Genomic DNA, 18,794 nt, shown 5'->3' with positions numbered 1-18,794 from the left:
ATTATGGATTTATGTTAGTTAAAGAACAACCCACCAGCTTCTCACCACTGCCTAAATCTTTCGCGGCACTCATGGAAATGTACGAAATAAATTATATCCAGTTGCGTCTGTTGTGCGGCGACATCCGTACATTACCGGAAACCTCGGTATCGAGAGTTGCCGATGGAATTCCCGTAGCGGCCAATGTCATCGAACATTCACGCCACACCACTACCTTGATGCTAACGTACCTATTCCATGAATACAGTGGAGCCAAGGATAATCGCCCTGACATGCTGATCCGGGTTTACCACGATTCACGTCAAGCCGAAGTTATTAGCCATCGCTGTCGGCTTACTGATGAAGTTGTACAACATCGGGGTCAAGAACTCGACACCATGCTGCTATGTCGCTGGCGCATGAACCGATTCCTGTACAAGTGGACAAACTATTTACGACGACAGGGACACATTTTTAACCCTATTTCTTAATTAGAACAAAATTAACTATACAATATACCCCAAAAAGCCATACCATACCTTTACAGAAACTCTCGAATTGTTAACATTTCGTATAACTTTTAAGTGCAAATATTCTTGACTAGAACACTAGGTTTACTTAAGATACCAAGTAATTCAGTCGGGAATTAACAAGCAGTCATACTGCCAAGGAGTATACCCATGAAACTGTCAACAAAAGGTCGGTACGCGGTCACTGCCATGATGGATCTGGCAATTCATGATCATCAAGGCCCAGTTACGCTAGCCGATATTTCACAATGCCAAGGCATTTCCCTGTCCTACTTGGAACAGCTTTTTGCAAAATTACGTAAGGAAGGTTTAGTAGAAGGCGTGCGTGGCCCCGGCGGCGGCTATCGTTTAGGCCGTCCTTCCAGCCAGATCAGCATTGCGGAAATCATTAATGCGGTCGATGAGAATATTGATGTTACCCGTTGCCTGGGCAATAAAGATTGTCATGGTGGCGAGAAATGCCTGACACATCAATTATGGGAAGATTTGAGCGGGCGTTTGTACGGATTTTTAGATAATCTCACCTTGGCAAGCTTCATCAATCGCCCTGAGATTCGCGAAGTATCGCGCCGTCAAGATACTATAGCTAGCCGAATTGCTACCATGTTTCCACCACGCCCAACCATTGGTGGCACAACCGTAGTAGCAGGTGCGGCTTGTTAACACAGAGTAGGAGCGAATAAACGTTCGCTCCTACGTCGTCTAACTAACAACCTAAGCTGGGATAATTTCACGTTTCTGAGTTCTGACATCAAACTGATGTAATTCCATAACTGGATGAATTTGGAGCAGAGTCAATTTACCCAACGCCTTATCATCCAGCAATGAAGCACCGGTGTCGATGTAATAGAAATTAGCCGTGTGTAGCGGATTGCTCATCGGCGTATGCCCAAACACCACCAAATCAATGCCTTCTACTGGAACAGTCCGCCCCAACATTTTAAAATGCTTGTAGCGATTGCGTGACCATAGTGCATATTCTTCCATGTCTGGGTCAGAGTCCAATAAACGGATAAACTGATGCCAAGCGATACCTGTAGGAATATCAGCATGGACAATCCCGATATGCCCTACCGCCGTCGATACCTCAAAGGCCAATGGCAGGTTCGCCAAGACATTGCGAATACGCGGGCGAATATGTTCAGGCACTTGCTTCCACCACGCTCCACCATTGTAACGAGTCCAGTTCTCCAGCACCTGTTCGTTGAACTCCGAGTCCAGCAGCATCCGCTCGTGGTTACCCATAATCGAATGGAACCAATCATGGTTCAAAAACTCAATCACACGGTGGGATTCAGCACCACGATCAATCAAATCACCGACTGAGAACACACGGTCACAATCCGGGTTGAAGTTGATTCGCTGCAAAAGCTGCTCAAGTGCTTTGAAAGAACCATGAATGTCGCCTACGACGAAATCCCGTCCACGTGAATTTTTACCAAAAAATTTAAAGGGTGTATAACTCATGGTCATAATTCCAAGGACAACCTAACTAAAATTAGCCAGTCTTAGTTTGGAGATTGTTTCTGTATTTTATTGTGACACCAACTAGACCAGCATTCGCTATGAAAAAAGCTTAACTCAATTGATACTAATAAGAAATAACTTTATCCTATATTTTCTCTGAATATGCAAAATTCTTTGCCGAAAAAGCCAATAACCCCCAACCTATAACAAAGCTGAGACCTCCGATAGGCGTGATCATGGCAATTCCTTTAATACCTGTTAAAACATAGAGATAAAGACTTCCTGAGAACAAAATCATACCCAATAAAAATGCATAGCCAGCAAACGCAATATACTTATTTCTTATGTTTTTATATAAAACACTTATTACAAGTAAAGCCAATGCATGATAAAACTGGTACTCGACACCCGTGTGAAAACGTTGCAACATCTTGGCATCCACCAATTGTTCCAGCCCATGTGCACCGAATGCCCCTAGAATGACTGCGAGCATTCCAGACAAGCTGCCGATTAGCAGAAAATGATTTTTTTCCACAACTAGTTAACCTTATGAATACACATGAAAGACGTCAATTATACCGGGTCATTCTTAGAATTATGGCATGGTTTGGTATTTTATTATTAATGGCCGTATTTTTACGTAGCTGCTTTCCCTAAATACACATCATAACGCACCGCTTTCCCGGCAATCACGAAAGCGGGTTTGCAACCTTCCAGCTCGGGAGCATGGCGCGGGCGCTTAACTACCACCCTGCGTTTGGCGTGCTGACAGGCCAGTTCAAGTAAGGCATCGCTATCCTCATCCGCGCCCACCACTTCGTGAAAAAAACGCATTTCTTTCTGCACCAGCGCAGACTTTTGCCGCTCTGGAAACATAGGATCGAGGTAAACTACATCAGGCACATCGTTTACAGGCATTGCACCCAGCCATACGTGTGCATCTGCCAGATACAAGGTCATACGACTGGCAATATCAACAGCCTCACTGTCATCACTGGCAAGGGCGCGTTTGAGACCATCAGCCAGCAGTGCGTGAACAATCGGGGAACGCTCCAGCAAGGTAACGGTGCAACCCAAAGTGGCAAGCACGAAGGATTCCCGCCCTAACCCGGCGGTAGCATCAATCACATGGGGATGTTTGAATTTGTGTAAACCAATGGCTTTGGCAATATCTTGACCCTTGCCACCGCCAAACTTGCGGCGATGTTGAGCTTTGCCCTCGACAAAATCGACGTAAACGGCACCCACTTTAGGGTCGTGGGTGTCGTGTAGTTCCAGCCGTTGCGGCGTTTGGACTAACTGGTAACGCTCAAGCATCAATAATGCGGCGGTGGGGTTTCATCGGCCTGACTGCCGACCGCAGACGGGGTAATGGACTTGAGCTTTTCGTTAAGACGCTCGATTTCCAGTAACGCCCGCGTGATGTCCTGCTGTTGCAGGTAAATCTGGCGGCTCAAGGCTTCAAGGGTTTGCTCCTGTTCCATGAACAGGAGTTCCAGTTTTTCCAAACGTGCATCCACGAGATTAACGGCCTTTTACCGCAGCAATGCGCAGGCGCAGTGCATTCAGCTTAATGAAGCCTTCCGCATCTTTCTGGTTATATGCACCGCCGTCGTCGTCAAAGGTGGCAATAGCCGCGTCAAATAGGCTGTCGTCCGATTTACGCCCCGCTACCGTGACAGCACCTTTGTACAGTTTCATGCGAACCACGCCGTTGACGTATGCCTGAGATGCATCGATCATTTTCTGCATCATTTCACGCTCAGGACTCCACCAGTAGCCGTTGTAGACCAGTTCGGCATACTTGGGCATCAGACTGTCTTTCAGGTGCGCCACTTCGCGGTCAAGCGTCAGGGATTCAATCGCACGGTGCGCAGGCAACAGGATCGTGCCGCCGGGGGTTTCGTAGCAGCCGCGTGATTTCATACCGACGTAACGGTTTTCGACCAGATCAAGACGACCGATACCGTTTGCGCCGCCCACTTTATTCAGGGTTTCCAGAATCGTGGCGGGTGACATTTCTACGCCGTCCAGCGCTACTGCGTCACCGTTGCGGAAGGTGATTTCGACGTAAGTAGGTTTGTCTGGGGCAGTTTCCGGGGAAACACTCCAACGCCACATGTCTTCTTCGGCTTCAAACCACGGGTCTTCCAGTGGGCCGCCTTCGTAGGAAATGTGCAGCAGGTTGGCATCCATTGAATACGGGGATTTCTTGCCTGCCTTCTTGAAGTCGACCGGAATATTGTGCTTTTCGGCGTACTGCATCAGGGCTTCGCGGGAATTCATGTCCCATTCGCGCCACGGGGCAATCACTTTCACACCCGGTTTCAGTGCATACGCACCCAGCTCGAAACGTACTTGGTCATTGCCTTTGCCGGTCGCACCGTGGGAAATCGCATCAGCGCCGGTTGCATTGGCGATTTCAATCAAACGCTTGGCAATCAACGGGCGTGCAATGGATGTACCCAGCAGGTATTCGCCTTCGTAAATGGTGTTGGCGCGGAACATCGGGAACACGTAATCGCGCACGAATTCTTCACGCAAATCTTCAATGAAGATCTCTTCTGGCTTGATGCCCATGGCCAAAGCTTTGGCGCGAGCGGGTTCGACTTCTTCGCCCTGACCGATGTCAGCAGTGAAGGTGACGATTTCGCACCCGTAAACTTCTTGCAGCCACTTGACGATGATGGAAGTATCCAGCCCGCCTGAGTAGGCCAGCACGACTTTCTTGACTGATTGCGTCATGTCTGTGTTCCCATATGATAATCGAAACGGGGCATTATATGCGCTACACTCATGCCTTGCACTACTAACGAGAGAAAGGAGATACTATGGAACGCCGTTCATTCCTGAAACAAGCAGCTATCAGCGCCGCAACCCTTGGCGCTGCTGCTCCAGCCACCCTGCTTGCCGCCGATGACGCCAAATCGGCTGACTTACCCACAGTTACTTGGCGCTTGACCTCCAGTTTCCCTAAATCGCTCGACACCATTTACGGTGCATCCGACATACTCGCAGCGACGCTTGATAAAATCACGGGTGGTAAATTCACCGTCAAAATATTTGCAGCAGGTGAGATCGTCCCCGGCCTGCAAGTACTCGATGCCATCCAGAACGGCACCGTCGAAGCCGGACACACCGCTTCTTACTATTACTTCGGCAAAAACCCCGCATTAGCGTTTGATTGCGCCGTGCCCTTCGGCCTGACTTCGCGCCAGCAAACAGCATGGATGTTGCACGGTAACGGCATGAAGCTGATGCGCGAACTGTTCGCTGAATACAACGTTGTCAACTTCATGGGCGGCAATACCGGCACACAAATGGGCGGCTGGTTCAACAAGGAAATCAACACCGTCAAGGATCTGGAAGGCTTGAAATTCCGCGTCGGTGGTTTTGCCGGGCGCGTACTCAGCAAGTTGGGTGTCGTACCACAGCAATTGCCCGGTGGCGATATTTACCCCGCACTGGAAAAAGGCACGATTGACGCTGCCGAATGGGTAGGCCCTTACGACGACGAAAAACTGGGTTTTGCCAAAATCGTCAAAAACTACTACACCCCCGGCTGGTGGGAAGCAGGCCCGCAAATGTCCTTCTACGTCAACAAGGAACAGTGGGAAAAACTGCCCGACCCTTACAAAGCCGCGTGGGAAGCCGCTTGCCAACAAGCGCACAACGACATGCAAGCCAAGTACGACGCCAACAACCCACAAGCCCTCGCTAACCTGTTACAAGGCGATGTGAAACTGCGCCAGTTCAGCGACGAAATCATGGAAGCCTGCTTCAAAGCCACCGTGGAAACTTACGAAGAAGAATCCAAAGCCAACCCCAAGTTCAAGAAGATTTACGACGACTGGAAAGTGTTCCGCAATAACCAAGCACAATGGTTCAGCGTAGCGGAACAATCCTACGCCAAGTTCGCCTTCACCAAGAAGCTGTAGAATTTACTTGGCTCAAGCTGGCGGAGACAATACCGCCAGCAATTGCTCACATTGATCTAGCTCATCAAACCCGGAAACATCAATTTTTGAGGAATTGTGGGTGTCCGGGATTGCTGGACTAGATCAGATTAATTTTTTGCTCATCGACTTATTCAACCCATGTTGCTCGCCAAATACTTGCAACACCAAGCACCACTGCCCATCCACCCACTACTTCATGTGTTCGATGTAAGCCTTAGCAAAACGCTTACCCAACTCCATCTGCCCGGCAGCGTTGTAATGGATGCCATCAGCCTGTTTGCCCAAGCCATCGGTAGACACCATCAACGCACGCGGCAATTCACGTTGCGCGGCTTGCTGCTGTTGACGCACGGATTTGATCCCGGCGGCGTAGTCAGGGTGTTCCAGATTCACCTGCCCGTACAGAAACAAGCTGTCGGGCGCTTGCAAGTCTTCACGCAAATGCGTCACCAAGGTGTCAAAACGCTTGCCGTATTGCTGGGCAACACTGATATTGCTTTGCGCATCGCTTTCACCCTGCATCCACAAGATAGCGTCGACCTGCCCTTCCCCTTCGGCCTTTTCCGCAAAACCGACCTGACGCAACAAGCCTTTGTACAACGCCTGCCCTGGTTGCCATTGCTGGATCAGACTGCCAGAAGCCGCCTGCTTGACCAGAATAATAGTATCTTTGGGGAAAGCCCGTGCCACATCGTGGGCAAAGCTGACTTCGGGGCCAAACCACGCAAATTTTGCCAGCGGGTGTTCGCGCCCCTGATAGAAATATTTCACATTGGCGGGGGTGGTTTTGTAAGTCGCGGGTAACTCGCTGACCTTGCCGCGCCCCATCATATTGGATTGTCCGGCAAGAATAATCAGCCGATCTTTTGCCCAAACAGTGGGCGTCTGCGCGAGCAGCAAGATAGCCAGTAACGGCGTCCAGAATAATCGCATGTTTCCAGTACCTTGTTTTGTCATGGCGCGACTTTAGCATATATACTGCCGTTCATCCTCATTAACCCCTGAAGACCCTTATGCGCGTGCTTGGAATTGAAACCTCTTGTGACGAAACTGGCGTCGCCCTTTATGACACTGACAAAGGGCTGCTGGCGCATCGCCTGTTCAGCCAGATTGCGATGCACGCCGAATACGGTGGTGTCGTGCCAGAACTCGCCTCCCGCGACCATATCCGCCGAGTATTGCCCCTGTTACGCGAAGCGTTGGCCGATGCAGGTATGAACATGAGCGATATTGACGGCATTGCCTATACCGCAGGGCCAGGGCTGATCGGCGCATTGCTGACGGGCGCATCGATTGCACGCTCAATGGCCTGGGGCTTGAATATCCCCGCTGTTGGCGTACACCACATGGAAGGCCATTTGCTCGCGCCGATGCTGGAAGAAAACCCGCCCGAACTGCCCTTCGTGGCCTTACTGGTTTCTGGCGGCCACACCATGCTGGTGGATGTGCCGCGCATTGGTGAATACCACATCCTCGGTGAAAGTGTCGATGATGCAGCGGGCGAAGCTTTCGACAAAACCGCCAAGCTGATGGGGCTGGATTACCCCGGTGGTCCCTTGCTGGCAAAACTCGCAGAACAAGGGCGTGACGGCATTTACAAATTCCCGCGCCCGATGGTGGATCGCCCCGGCTGTGACTTCAGCTTCAGCGGCCTGAAAACCTTTTCACTGACCACTTGGCAAAAGTCCGATCAGACGGAACAAGACAAAGCCGATATTGCACGAGCATTTGAAGAAGCGGTGGTGGATACGCTATTCATCAAATGCCGCCGCGCTTTGGAACAGGCCGGGCGCAAACGGCTGGTGGTGGCAGGCGGCGTCGGCGCAAACCAACGCTTACGCGCACGACTGGCGGAGCTAAAAGCGCAAGTGTATTTCCCGCGTCTGGCGTTTTGCACCGACAATGGCGCAATGATTGCCTATGCCGGAGCCTTGCGCTTGCAAGCCGGGGCGAATGAGGCAGCGGTGATCAATGCACGACCACGCTGGCCATTAACCGAGCTGGCAGCGATTTAAGACCAGATTTATTGACCCGACGTAATGAAAGTGTAGGCAATGCAGCGTACAGTGGTCAGTATCACTCACTGACGCTGGAGCGCATAATATATGACAACCAATAATCCCCGCTTTGTCAGCCTGCTAACGCGGGAGACTTTAGCTTTAGTACTGGCGGGCGGACGCGGCTCACGCTTGTATGAACTCACCGATCGCCGCGCCAAACCTGCGGTGTATTTCGGTGGCAAGTTCCGCATTATCGACTTCCCCCTCTCCAACTGTGTCAATTCTGGCATTCGCAAAATCGGGGTATTGACCCAATACAAAGCGCATTCTTTGATCCGCCATCTGGTGCATGGCTGGTCAAACTTCCGCACCGAACTGGGTGAGTTCGTGGAAGTGTTACCCGCCTCCCAACGTACCACTGGCAACTGGTACGCCGGGACAGCCGACGCCATTTACCAGAACCTCGACATCGTGGAAACCTTGCGCCCCAAATACGTGCTGGTGCTGGCAGGCGATCACGTTTACAAAATGGACTACGGTGAAATGCTGGCGTACCACGTCGCAAAAGGTGCGGACATGACCGTGGCTTGCGTGGGTGTTTCCCTCGAAGATGCCAAAGGCTTCGGGGTGATGACCGTGGATGATAAAAATCGCGTGGTGGCTTTCGATGAAAAGCCAGATAACCCACAACCGATGCCGGGTTCAGACGATACCGCGCTGGCGTCGATGGGCAATTACATTTTCAACACCGACTTCCTGTTTGAGCAGCTACATAAGGATGCGGCGAATAAAGATTCCAGCCGGGATTTCGGCAAGGATATTATCCCTTCCATCATTGCCGAACACGCGGTGTATGCTTACCCATTCCTCGACCCAACCACCGGCAAACAACCCTATTGGCGGGATGTGGGTACGATAGATGCGTTCTGGGAAGCCAATATGGAATTGGTGTCGGTCGAGCCTGAACTGAATTTATATGACGAAACCTGGCCTATTCTCACTTACCATCGCCAACTGCCCTCTGCCAAATTCGTGTTTCAGGATGAAGGCCGCGAAGGTAAAGCGCTGGATTCGGTCGTTTCCGCCGGTTGCGTCATTTCCGGGGCTGCCGTGATTAATTCCCTGCTGTTTTCCAATGTCAAAGTACACTCTTACAGCACGGTGAAAGACACCGTAGTATTGCCGGAAGTCCAGATTGGGCGTCATTGCCGCATCAGCCGCGCGGTCATCGACCGGGGTTGCCAGTTGCCTGAAGGTACTATCATTGGTGAAGACCGTGAACTGGATGCCAAGCGTTTCCGCGTAACCCCCAACGGTATTACGCTGGTCACACCAGAAATGCTGGGGCAGAAAGGTTCTGCCAGTGTCGGCTAACGCAGTAAACGTTTAAGATCCTTTGCTGCCATGATGCCACGCTGCTTGATCGCATCAAGGCGTGGTTTGCTGCCCACCGGGGCTGGGGTTACCCTGAACCGGCGGCGCAATATCCCGTTCAACTTGTGCAAGCGGGCAATCTGGTCGGACTGTTCCGAATGGAAGGTAATGCTGAAGGAAATCGACACGTCTTGGCCATTTTGCACCCAGTGTGGTGAATTGATCGGCACAAACAGACCATCACCGGGTTTCAGGGTGAAGGATTGTGCTTTAGCCTGAAACTCTTCCCGAAACGGCTGGTTACGGTGTAACGAAGCATCCACGTATTTTTCTTCAATCGCGGCTTCCGACAAAATGCTGCGGTCGTATTTGTCGAATTGGTGCATGGTTTTCTCGCCACGGATTTGCAGCAGGAAATTGTGTTCCGGGTCAAAGTGGAAAGGCGTCACGCTGCCGGGCGAAGTCATGAAAATGAAGGCCGCACGGTCATGCAAACCACTCAACTTACTCTCGGCATGGGGGTAAATTTCATCCAGACACGCATCCAGCAAGGCTTTGTACACAGGGTCACGCTCGACATGTTTAAGTACCAACCAAGACTGACAATGCTCAATCCGCTCAATGGTTTCCTCGATACTCAAGCCGTTGTGCGGGGTCAAGGCGAGGTCTTGCCCTGGTATCAGGGTTCCGGCATTGTATTCCACGCTGTCAGCAGGCAAGCGCCGACTCAAGGCCAGTAAATGTGGTAGGTCAAACGCCACCAAATCAGCCAGATGGTGCTGGATGGTAAAGCCAACATCAGGAAAACCCGGGGCAAAGCTGTCTGGCGGAATAGTCAGGCACTTCAAGTTTATGCACCCTTGTAATATTGGTAAGCGGTTTTCACTAACTGCATGGTATGCAGTAAGGGCTTACTCAACACACGCTGCGTACTGAGGTGAAAGTTGACCATTTTACGGCGTTCCGCCCATAAGTGGTCAATCATCGGATGATTGGGGATGGCACACGAGTCCATCCACGCCAGCGGGGTGTTATCCAACAGGCAGTAAATATTTTCCAGTTCAAGTAAAACACCGGGCGAATACGCGGCATACGCTTCATGGTAAGCAATCTTAAGCGCATAACTGCCATGTGTGGCACTGGTCAGATTGAGTTTGATAGCGATGGGTTTTCCATCCAGCAGCATTTTCAACATCATCAATTGGCCACGTTCCGCAGCGTTGCGGATCAAATCTTCCGCAAAATGACGTTCATCCTGGTGGCAACTCATCGCAGTCAACGCCTTACCTTTCCAGCCACGCTCTTCTAGCCGCAAGAAATCATTGATCCAATCGCTCAGACCGTGGTTTTGCCCCGGTAGCAGCGTTTGAAACTCCAGCTCACCAAGATCCTCAAGGCGACGACGCAAACGGCTGTATTCCTTGAGCTTCTTCTTACGCTGATGCCCATGCACATACTCTTCCCCAGAAGTATTCGCTTGTAGCAAAGCACGCTCCCACGTATCACGCTCATTCAACAAACAGCCATTCTGTTGGGTAAATAGCCGCAAGTGACGTGCAAATTCGCCTTCTGCCGGTACCTTGTTCAGCGAAAACGCCAGCGCACCGGAATGGTCACGCAACCACGCAAACAATGCCTGAAAGACTTCAGCAGCATGAAGTTTATGCACCAGCGGTGTACCTAAAGGACAATGGGGATGTAGCCAGTTCAACCAATGACAGGCCGGAAACTTTTGATAGGATTGTTCCTGTACCAAGGGAAACAGACCGATTAAGTGCGAATGCGAGGCATCTGCCCATACCAACAGTACTGCAATATGCTTGTCCTGCGCGGCCAATGCCTCCAGCGCTGGTAAGAGTGCCCAACTTTCATAAAAAACATTAGGCTCAAGCACTTCGCGTGTGAGTGCATCCCAAGCTGGAACAATATCACGCAATTCACGTCTAGCGGTTACAAGTTGCGTAATCAATGCAAATACCTTTTTATAGTTATTGATTAAATGAACGACCCTACTGTTATGGATTGTGCACTTAATGGATAGCTATATTTAAGCAAATACCTGACAGGCGTAGCAAAATCAACGATAACAAAAAAGCGGGCATAGCCCGCTTTTTTGTATCTTTACAAGAATGAAGAACGCTTAAGCAGCGAGCCACTCTTTATAGGCTTCCATGTCTTTTTCCTGACCAGCCGCATAGCCTGCTTCATAAGCTTCAGTCAGACGCTGCTCTTCACGCATGGGGTTAAGCAGGTAGCCACCTTGCCAGCCTTGCAGGAACTCAGCGTCAACGCCAGCTTTTTCCATTTCTACGACAGCGTTGTAATACTGCATATTCATTTGTCATGTCCTCTTAAATCAAAAATGAAAATAAACGTGATGCGCTTATGCCGCAGCACGCAGTGTGTCCAGTGCCTTACCGCTATCAAGCGTGGCACGTACCGCATCAGCGGCTTCCTGTATCGAACCGTAACGCCCCAGATGTGCCAGACAGATTGAAGCCGAGTATACCAGACTGTCGTACATCAAACCTTTTTCACCACCCAGTGCCGCAACGCCCATTTCAGCCGCTCTTGCTGCGAGAGCGTCACTGTCAACCGTGGTGGCAATCTCATCACCAATCATCGGGGCTGCGGGTAAGTCTTCAGGCAAAGGTACTGCCCGCACGCTGGCTTGAAGCCCAAACTCTTTGGGGTCAAGGTCACGCTGTTGCTCTTCGCCCTGCCCGTAGTAATAAAACAGCTTGCCAGATTGTTGCAGGGAAGGAATCACGCCACCTTCCACACCACGCACAAACATAGCGCTGTCAAAACCTGCCTGACGTGCCAGCGACGCATAAATCGGCGGGTATGCCTTGTGAACATAACCACCCATACAGTGGGTTTTCAGCTTGCCACGGATAGGCCCCAACATGGTTTCCACCGTGGTCAGCACTTGACGCTTGATCATCCGCTGACGGATGGGGATCAAGTCATGCAAACCGGGCGCAAACTGACGCTGATCAAGGTAAGTCCAGCCGATGCGTTCCAGTTGTGCTACCGCTTCAGCCGGGGTCAAATTGACATTGATACCTGCCGCTTTCAGTACCTTGTGGTGGGTAGCGCCAAACTTCGGCCCTACCTGTTCCAGACCGTGCAGGACAGCGTGTACGCCCATCGCCGCCAAGACCACCGGCACAAAGGTGGAAGCCGGTACACCGCGCGTATAACCATCATACGGGTCAGACACGTCGAGCACTTCATCCACCGCTGCGGTGCTGATGGCGGACATATCAATCAATGCCTGCAACGTGCCTCGGTTTTCCTCATCGGTCTCGCGTTTCATGCGCAACGCAATAAAGTAAACCGCCACCTGCACAGGGTCGGCCTCGCCACTCAAAATGTGACGCATGGCGTAATAGGCATCCTCGTAGTTCAGATCCTTGCTGTATTCAGGGCCTGTCGCTACTTTTTGGATGCATTGGCGCATGTGCAATTTTAAATTGCGTTCGGTATTTGTTTCAGTCATCGTGGCATTTTCCATATCGCGAAAGTTTAAGAAGCACGCCCCCATTTCTGAATATCCCTCTAGGGGTAAAACTCACACCCCGGCGGGCTATTTCGGAAGTAAGGGCAGAATGCGCTAAGATTGGAACCCGATTTTACGTTCAAGGAGATTCCCGTGTCACAAATCGATAATGACTCTATGGATTTTGCCAGCGGCATGGCAGCGTTTGAAGCCAAGCATTTTTCCCGCGCCATGCAACTACTTTCCCCCTTTGCCGATCAAGGCGACCAGATTGCGCAGCACCTGTGCGCCATTATGTGCCAAAACGGCCTTGGGGTGGTGCGTAATGATGCCAAAGCCTTTGAGTTGATGAAAGCCTCTGCCGAACAAGGCTACGGTCTGGCACAACACGGGCTGGGTTTTATGTACATGGAAGGCGAATGCGCCCCCAAAAGCGGTGAAGAAGCAGCCAAATGGTTCCACAAGGCCGGTGAACAAGGGCTACAAGGCTCGCTGACCACGCTGGCGATGATGTACCAGCAAGGCAACGGCGTTCCGCAGGATGAGGAAGAAGCCAAGCGCCTGTATAAACTCGCTGGCTTCGACGATCTGGGGTAAACCATGCGACAAGCAGGCAATAAACTTCACGTGGTGGTCAACGCTGTTCCTGTATTGGAATTCGATCGCAGCCAACCTATTCCCGGCCACCAACGCCTTTATCTGGATAATATGGATGCCAAAATGGATCAGGGCATCCAGATTAACGGAGAATTTCATCCAACGCCTGACCCGATCTTGCGCTCCCAATTTGTCGCTAATTCGATGATCAATGCTTTGTTTGCAGAAAACTATTCGCTGGCAATGGCGCTGTGTACATGGCTGGCAGACCGCATCCCTGATCTACAGATGGTCAAGGCAGCAGGTGATATTGAAGCCGATATGGATGTGGAACTGATTTTCGACCGTGATTACGAGAAGGCCAAAACTGAACAGGGGATTAAGTTCTATAAGCCTGAAAAGTCGGAAAAATAAACGGATAAATATAAATAATGAGTTAAGTACTGATTCAGCACAAACCCGTAAGATGCAGCGCATGGACGAAGGGCGCACAGCAATAACAATAAGCCCGGCTAACGATGGAACAGTTATGAGAAAGCCAGTCGGCTTAAGCGTGATTAGACGCCAAGCCGACCTTGAAGTTTAACCATCTGCGCGGGTGAGCAGACCCGAAACAGATGAGAATCATAACAATAAGCGATGTATCGCAATCAACACCGAGCGACAACCATAACAAGAAATGCTCGGTTTTCCCTCTTTTTCCCGACAAACAGCACATTCCTTGTGCAATCTTCCCTTAAGCAGCCTGCACCGCAATTTGTTTTGAGGTATGCGTCACCCGGTTTTGTGGGTCGACATACACCAACTGCGGCTTATGCGCATTGGCTTCTGCTTCCGCGAAACCCGCATACGTACAAATAATAATAAGATCGCCGGTACTGGCTTTGTGCGCAGCCGCACCATTGATCGAGATAATCCCACTGCCTGCTTCAGCACGGATGGCATACGTTGAAAAACGTTCGCCATTGGTAATATTGTAAATATGCAGTTGCTCATATTCACGAATATTACCTGTACGCAGCAAGTCGTCGTCAATCGCACAGGAACCCTCGTAGTCCAACTCAGCATGAGTGACGGTAACACGGTGCAGCTTGGATTTGAGAAGCGTTAGCTCCATGGGTCGGTTCCTCCGTAACGTTCAATCTAGTATGCAACAAAGCAATACTATTATGATGTTTCTGTTAATTTTTTCAATGTTAAGGGAATATTATCGATCAGTCGCGCCTTACCCAGCCATGCTGAACCAAGCACTACTAAATCTGTATCCTCTACCTGAGCGGGAAGCAAATCAACCGCGCGGCGAATTTCCACATAATCGGGACGAAAACCACGTGATTCCAAAGACTTCGCTGCCTCAATCTGTAAGGACGCGTAATCCTGCCTTCCTTTGTGCAGCGCGTCAACCACTTCACGCAGGATCAAATGAAAGCTGGGCGCAAGTTTACGCTCAACGGTTGTCAGGTAGCCATTACGCGAACTCATTGCCAGCCCATCGGCCTCACGTACCGTGGGCAAACCCTCGATATGAATATCCATATCCAGATCACGCACCATCTGGCGAATCAGCATCAATTGCTGAAAATCTTTCTCACCAAACACCGCTACATCGGGCTGCACCATGTGAAACAATTTGCAGACTACGGTGGAAACGCCCGTGAAATGACCGGGGCGCGAAGCACCTTCTAGCAATTCGCTAACGCCCGGCACTTCCACCTTAGTGGCCAAACCGCCGCTGGGGTACATCAACGCAGGGGTTGGGGTAAATATCAAATCTGCCCCAGCGGCTTGCAGTTTGGCACAATCGTCTGTCAGGGTACGCGGGTAAGCAGCAAGGTCTTCTTGGCGATCAAACTGGGTAGGGTTGACGAAAATGGATACCACCACTTTGCTACCTAATGCCTGCGCCCGCTTGACTAGGGCAATATGGCCTGCGTGCAAATTACCCATCGTCGGGACAAAAGCAATAGTCTCGCCTGCCTGTCGCCAGCTTTTGAGTTCTTCACGCAAGGCATCAATGGCTTGAACAATAATCATGGAGTGCTCTTTTTAGAAAAAACAGTGTTGATCTTCAGGGAAAGTTCCAGCTTTTACCGCTTGCACATAAGACGCTACCGCCTGCGGAATGGTTGCCCCCGCACCGATAAAGTCGTGGGAAAACTTCGGCGCACGCGGAGAAATACCCAGCATATCGTGCAAAACCAGCACCTGCCCATCGCATTCGCGGCCTGCACCAATACCGATGGTGGGAATTTCCAACGCTTGGGTAATCTGTGCTGCTAGCGTGACCGGCACGCATTCCAGCACCAGCATATCTGCCCCGGCATCTTGCAAGGCTTTGGCATCTTCCAGCATTTGTTTGGCAACGGCTTCATCACGCCCTTGCACCCGATAGCCGCCAAGTTTATGCACAGATTGTGGCTGCAAACCGAGATGCGCACACACCGGCACACCGTGATGGGCAAGCTGGGCAACGGTAGCCACTTGTGGCGCACCGCCTTCCAGCTTCACCATGTGTGCACCGCTTTCCTGCATCAAGCGGGCGCTGTTACGCAAAGCCTGTTCCGGCGAGGTGTAACTCATGAAAGGTAAATCCCCGATCACCAGCGCGTGCTCACAAGCCTTCACTACGGCACGGGTATGATAAACCATATCATCCATGGTCACGGGCACAGTTGTGTCATGCCCCTGAATAACCATGCCCAAGGAATCTCCCACCAAAATAACATCCACGCCTTGCCTGTCTAATACTTTGGCAAAACTGGCATCGTAAGCGGTTAACATGACGATCTTTTCCGCCTCGCGCTTCATCTTGCGCAAGGTGGTGACGGTCACACGGGGATTAGGTTTGGTGCTCATGCAGGCTGGCTCCCGAAATCAGTTAAATGTTGCGGTGCAGTTTAACACGCAAGCCATGCCCGTGCGCCACTTGTGGTAACACACAGGCTGGATATTCAGGTAATCCTCTTAGCCACGTTCAATCAATGCTTTAAAAATAGGAACGAACACATCACGTAAAACCTCAACCGTCAGTTCAGTCGATGCCGTTTCAGTGCTTTCAGGTGATGTAACCGCTAACGCTGGCTCTGTGGATACTATCTCTACCCTTTCATCAGCCAACTGCATGGGCTTAGCCTTAGGGGTTGTGTCCGACAAAATAACGCAGCCCTGAAGGGAGAGAGCCAACAGGGAAATATTCAAGATCATTACAAGCGTTTTCATAGGGTTTGCTCCATATTTTGTTGTTTATCAGCAAAACCAATGCTACCGGCTCATCATAACAAAAACTAATCATTTCGTTCATTTATCGTTCAGCTAATATGCTATGCATAATTTGCATACGGCATAAAAATAGTGCATATTATTTGGCCTAATCCATATTAATAATAAGTAAGCCAATGCGTAATAAAATGATTCAAGAAGGGCACATACCGCAGGACGGCAAGCAGTTAAATGCTTTACGCAAAACCGCCCATCACAGCCAGGCTGATATGGCACACCTATTACAGACATTCCTGAAGCCTCACATGAAGGCTGGCTTCTCGGTGTTACAACCGGATATTTCGCGGCTCGAATGCGAAGAAACTGCGCTGGATGTCCCTAAATTGCTGGCCTATGCCAGCCTGTTTAAGGTCGACATCAGCACACTACTGAAACCGCATTTTCAGACATTTTGCCAAAGCGAATTTCGCTTGCAACATTTCGACACCAATGCGGACGCTGACCAGCACCTCTGCCAGCTAGAAAATGAAGGCCGTATTCTGGCGTACAGCCAGTTCCCTTCGTCGTTCTTTGTAAACCCGCATGATGGCAGTGAACGTTTTCAGCAGATTGCCCACCCTGACTACGCGGAAACCCATATTCACACGCTGGATTCACTGCTAAATTTCATTTTTTCTCCTATCAGCCGTCACAGTTGCAGCGCACGGAGCGATATTCTGCGGTATTATCTGGCGCATTTCCGTCAGCGTTCAAAGCACTTGCACTTTTTTTCACGAGCGGCCTTCTCTTGCACCAGCCTGTTTCCTAGCCTGATCCTGTTGCCGAAAAAGTCCACACTGATCATGATGGCTCCGGTGATGCAGCATGACCAAGGTGACGTATTTCTGGAGATTCGCAGCGGAAGCTTGTGTAAAGAAATCCATGAATTTTACTTTCACAAAATCAAAACGCTAGATGTGGACATTAGCCTGCTAAGAATCGGACAGGAAACACTGGAATTGCTCCAGCAAGGTGTTAGCCTAGAAAGTGCGGTACGGTTTTTCTACGATGAAGTCCAGAAACGCAGCCCCGAAGACAGTGCTGCGATTCTGGAAAACTTCAGTGTGGATATTCAAGAAATGTTGCGCGAGTAAACTTAGAAATCTTCCTGCTCGGCTTCCAACACCGACAGGCTGATGTGCTTGCCCAGCTCTTCGTCCAGACCTTGCCAATCTTTGTAATCGGTAAGTTTTTCCTCGATTTTGGGCTTCATCTCGAACGCCTCCATTTCCTCGCGCATGTCTTTGACCGAACTGTAGACCTTGTTCAGGTAATCGCGGTAATAGGTCAGCACATTCTTGCTACCAGTGTGCCCATGCCCCGGTACAACCTTGTCCACGCCGAGCGTCAGCGCGTAATCTGCCGCTTTGATGCCACCGGCGAAACTGCCGTCATCCATGCGCACAATGCGTTTGTTGTTGATAGTATCGCCCGTGAACAGCACTTTTTCTTCAGGCACTTCAAACATCACATCGGTGTCAGTATGCGCCTTGCCTTCGATCAAATGGGCTTTCAGCGTCAGGCCACCCAGATCGAAACTCTGCCCATCAGTCAGTGCTTCCGTCGGAATGATCGCTTGCGTACCCTCGGTGGCTTTTTCGGTCATGGAATCCATCGTACCAATCCACTCTTCGGCGGCACCGTTTTTGGCCTCTTCTATCATCGCCGGGTGCGCGTAGAACTTCACATCAGGGTTTTCTTCCTGAAATGCCTGATTGCCTAACCAATGATCGCCATGAACGTGGGTGGTAAACACTTGGGTAATCGGCTTGTCAGTAATTTTACGAATATGCGCCAACACTGCACGCCCAATGGCTGAACTGGAACCGGGGTCAATAACCGCCACTTCCTTGTCGGTCACAATGAAACCGGGATTGTTCATAAAACCCTGATTTTCCTTGTCGGGGTAACCCATGGGGCCATGGATGACGTAAACATGCTCGGATATTTTCTCTGGTTGGTACTTATCCAGTAAACCTTGATGCACTTTTTTATCTTCCGCCCCCGCAGTCAGGCTCAAACCAACCAGCAAACTGGACGACAGCAGCAACAGCTTCTTGGGTACTTTTTTCATAATGATCTCCTCTCAACGGTGTTTTTGGCAAACATGAGTGTATCCGATTAC

General features: G+C 50.5%; 23 protein-coding genes. 8 read left to right on the top strand and 15 right to left on the bottom strand.

Going from position 1 to position 18,794, the window contains the following annotated elements; all coding sequences use genetic code 11:
* Positions 1-11: 11 nt before the first annotated feature.
* Both Q394_RS0102615 and Q394_RS0102610 read left to right on the top strand, forming a co-directional pair.
* Positions 12-470, top strand: a complete 459-nt coding sequence (locus Q394_RS0102615; RefSeq protein WP_028487903.1) for a DUF1249 domain-containing protein — start codon at positions 12-14, stop codon at positions 468-470.
* A gap of 189 nt (positions 471-659) precedes the next feature.
* Positions 660-1,172: a Fe-S cluster assembly transcription factor gene (locus Q394_RS0102610; protein ID WP_028487902.1), complete on the top strand. Its 513-nt coding sequence runs from the start codon at positions 660-662 to the stop codon at positions 1,170-1,172.
* 51 nt (positions 1,173-1,223) lie between these two features.
* On the opposite strand, the gene Q394_RS0102605 is transcribed toward Q394_RS0102610, so the two are convergent.
* The 5 genes from Q394_RS0102605 to Q394_RS0102585 all read right to left on the bottom strand — a co-directional run bounded on the left by Q394_RS0102605 (position 1,224) and on the right by Q394_RS0102585 (position 4,721).
* The gene (locus Q394_RS0102605) at positions 1,224-1,976 is read right to left on the bottom strand and encodes a metallophosphoesterase (RefSeq protein ID WP_028487901.1); all 753 of its coding nucleotides are present in this window, start codon (positions 1,974-1,976) and stop codon (positions 1,224-1,226) included.
* Between the two features lie 145 nt (positions 1,977-2,121).
* Positions 2,122-2,511 carry a DUF423 domain-containing protein gene (locus Q394_RS0102600; RefSeq protein WP_028487900.1) on the bottom strand — a complete coding sequence of 130 codons (390 nt, stop codon included), beginning with the start codon at positions 2,509-2,511 and terminating at the stop codon, positions 2,122-2,124.
* A gap of 101 nt (positions 2,512-2,612) precedes the next feature.
* On the bottom strand, positions 2,613-3,293 hold the full coding sequence (locus Q394_RS18870) for a class I SAM-dependent methyltransferase (RefSeq protein ID WP_038140189.1): 681 nt from the start codon (positions 3,291-3,293) through the stop codon (positions 2,613-2,615).
* Complete coding sequence (locus Q394_RS0102590; protein ID WP_028487899.1) at positions 3,293-3,496, bottom strand: SlyX family protein; 204 nt, start codon at positions 3,494-3,496, stop codon at positions 3,293-3,295. The genes Q394_RS18870 and Q394_RS0102590 overlap by 1 nt, the downstream gene beginning before the upstream one ends.
* A 4-nt stretch (positions 3,497-3,500) precedes the next feature.
* Positions 3,501-4,721: an argininosuccinate synthase gene (locus Q394_RS0102585; RefSeq protein ID WP_028487898.1), complete on the bottom strand. Its 1,221-nt coding sequence runs from the start codon at positions 4,719-4,721 to the stop codon at positions 3,501-3,503.
* A gap of 86 nt (positions 4,722-4,807) precedes the next feature.
* Here Q394_RS0102585 and Q394_RS0102580 point away from each other — a divergent pair, with 86 nt between their 5' ends.
* Positions 4,808-5,914 (top strand): TRAP transporter substrate-binding protein, encoded by a 1,107-nt coding sequence (locus Q394_RS0102580; RefSeq protein ID WP_028487897.1) that lies wholly within the window; start codon positions 4,808-4,810, stop codon positions 5,912-5,914.
* 210 nt (positions 5,915-6,124) lie between these two features.
* Here Q394_RS0102580 and Q394_RS0102575 read toward each other — a convergent pair whose 3' ends face one another.
* Entirely contained in the window at positions 6,125-6,868 is a 744-nt protein-coding gene (locus Q394_RS0102575; RefSeq protein WP_028487896.1) for a sialate O-acetylesterase, read from the bottom strand.
* Positions 6,869-6,948: 80 nt separating this feature from the next.
* Here Q394_RS0102575 and tsaD point away from each other — a divergent pair, with 80 nt between their 5' ends.
* Positions 6,949-7,950 carry a tRNA (adenosine(37)-N6)-threonylcarbamoyltransferase complex transferase subunit TsaD gene (gene tsaD, locus Q394_RS0102570; protein WP_028487895.1) on the top strand — a complete coding sequence of 334 codons (1,002 nt, stop codon included), beginning with the start codon at positions 6,949-6,951 and terminating at the stop codon, positions 7,948-7,950.
* A 90-nt stretch (positions 7,951-8,040) separates the two neighbouring features.
* The gene (glgC, locus tag Q394_RS0102565; protein WP_028487894.1) at positions 8,041-9,309 is read left to right on the top strand and encodes a glucose-1-phosphate adenylyltransferase; all 1,269 of its coding nucleotides are present in this window, start codon (positions 8,041-8,043) and stop codon (positions 9,307-9,309) included.
* On the opposite strand, the gene Q394_RS18865 is transcribed toward glgC, so the two are convergent.
* The 4 genes from Q394_RS18865 to Q394_RS0102545 form a co-directional block, all read right to left on the bottom strand.
* Complete coding sequence (locus Q394_RS18865; RefSeq protein ID WP_051542650.1) at positions 9,306-10,157, bottom strand: cupin-like domain-containing protein; 852 nt, start codon at positions 10,155-10,157, stop codon at positions 9,306-9,308. The genes glgC and Q394_RS18865 overlap by 4 nt on opposite strands.
* A 2-nt stretch (positions 10,158-10,159) precedes the next feature.
* On the bottom strand, positions 10,160-11,278 hold the full coding sequence (locus Q394_RS21235) for a GNAT family N-acetyltransferase (RefSeq protein ID WP_051542648.1): 1,119 nt from the start codon (positions 11,276-11,278) through the stop codon (positions 10,160-10,162).
* Positions 11,279-11,449: 171 nt separating this feature from the next.
* Complete coding sequence (locus tag Q394_RS0102550) at positions 11,450-11,647, bottom strand: Alvin_2107 family globule sulfur oxidation protein (protein WP_028487893.1); 198 nt, start codon at positions 11,645-11,647, stop codon at positions 11,450-11,452.
* 45 nt (positions 11,648-11,692) lie between these two features.
* Positions 11,693-12,814: an anthranilate phosphoribosyltransferase gene (locus tag Q394_RS0102545; RefSeq protein ID WP_028487892.1), complete on the bottom strand. Its 1,122-nt coding sequence runs from the start codon at positions 12,812-12,814 to the stop codon at positions 11,693-11,695.
* A 153-nt stretch (positions 12,815-12,967) separates the two neighbouring features.
* Here Q394_RS0102545 and Q394_RS0102540 point away from each other — a divergent pair, with 153 nt between their 5' ends.
* Positions 12,968-13,411, top strand: coding sequence for a tetratricopeptide repeat protein (locus tag Q394_RS0102540; RefSeq protein WP_028487891.1), 444 nt, complete (start codon positions 12,968-12,970; stop codon positions 13,409-13,411).
* Positions 13,412-13,414: 3 nt separating this feature from the next.
* The gene (locus Q394_RS0102535) at positions 13,415-13,825 is read left to right on the top strand and encodes a hypothetical protein (RefSeq protein WP_028487890.1); all 411 of its coding nucleotides are present in this window, start codon (positions 13,415-13,417) and stop codon (positions 13,823-13,825) included.
* A 322-nt stretch (positions 13,826-14,147) separates the two neighbouring features.
* On the opposite strand, the gene panD is transcribed toward Q394_RS0102535, so the two are convergent.
* The 4 genes from panD to Q394_RS0102515 form a co-directional block, all read right to left on the bottom strand.
* A complete protein-coding gene (gene panD / locus Q394_RS0102530) occupies positions 14,148-14,528 on the bottom strand; it encodes an aspartate 1-decarboxylase (RefSeq protein WP_028487889.1) in 381 nt (126 codons plus the stop codon).
* A 50-nt stretch (positions 14,529-14,578) separates the two neighbouring features.
* Positions 14,579-15,445, bottom strand: coding sequence for a pantoate--beta-alanine ligase (panC, locus tag Q394_RS0102525; protein WP_028487888.1), 867 nt, complete (start codon positions 15,443-15,445; stop codon positions 14,579-14,581).
* 12 nt (positions 15,446-15,457) lie between these two features.
* On the bottom strand, positions 15,458-16,267 hold the full coding sequence (gene panB, locus Q394_RS0102520) for a 3-methyl-2-oxobutanoate hydroxymethyltransferase (protein ID WP_028487887.1): 810 nt from the start codon (positions 16,265-16,267) through the stop codon (positions 15,458-15,460).
* 108 nt (positions 16,268-16,375) lie between these two features.
* On the bottom strand, positions 16,376-16,630 hold the full coding sequence (locus Q394_RS0102515; protein WP_028487886.1) for a hypothetical protein: 255 nt from the start codon (positions 16,628-16,630) through the stop codon (positions 16,376-16,378).
* A gap of 176 nt (positions 16,631-16,806) precedes the next feature.
* Between Q394_RS0102515 and Q394_RS0102510 the strand changes: the two genes are divergently transcribed.
* Positions 16,807-17,763 carry a helix-turn-helix domain-containing protein gene (locus tag Q394_RS0102510; protein WP_156946719.1) on the top strand — a complete coding sequence of 319 codons (957 nt, stop codon included), beginning with the start codon at positions 16,807-16,809 and terminating at the stop codon, positions 17,761-17,763.
* 2 nt (positions 17,764-17,765) lie between these two features.
* On the opposite strand, the gene Q394_RS0102505 is transcribed toward Q394_RS0102510, so the two are convergent.
* Complete coding sequence (locus Q394_RS0102505) at positions 17,766-18,743, bottom strand: MBL fold metallo-hydrolase (RefSeq protein ID WP_038140183.1); 978 nt, start codon at positions 18,741-18,743, stop codon at positions 17,766-17,768.
* Positions 18,744-18,794: the final 51 nt, after the last annotated feature.

This window comes from Thiothrix lacustris DSM 21227 (assembly GCF_000621325.1).
GTDB classification, from domain to species: Bacteria; Pseudomonadota; Gammaproteobacteria; order Thiotrichales; family Thiotrichaceae; genus Thiothrix; species Thiothrix lacustris.
Note: the sequence above shows the minus strand (reverse complement) of the source record. Positions and strands in the feature narration are given on the sequence as shown.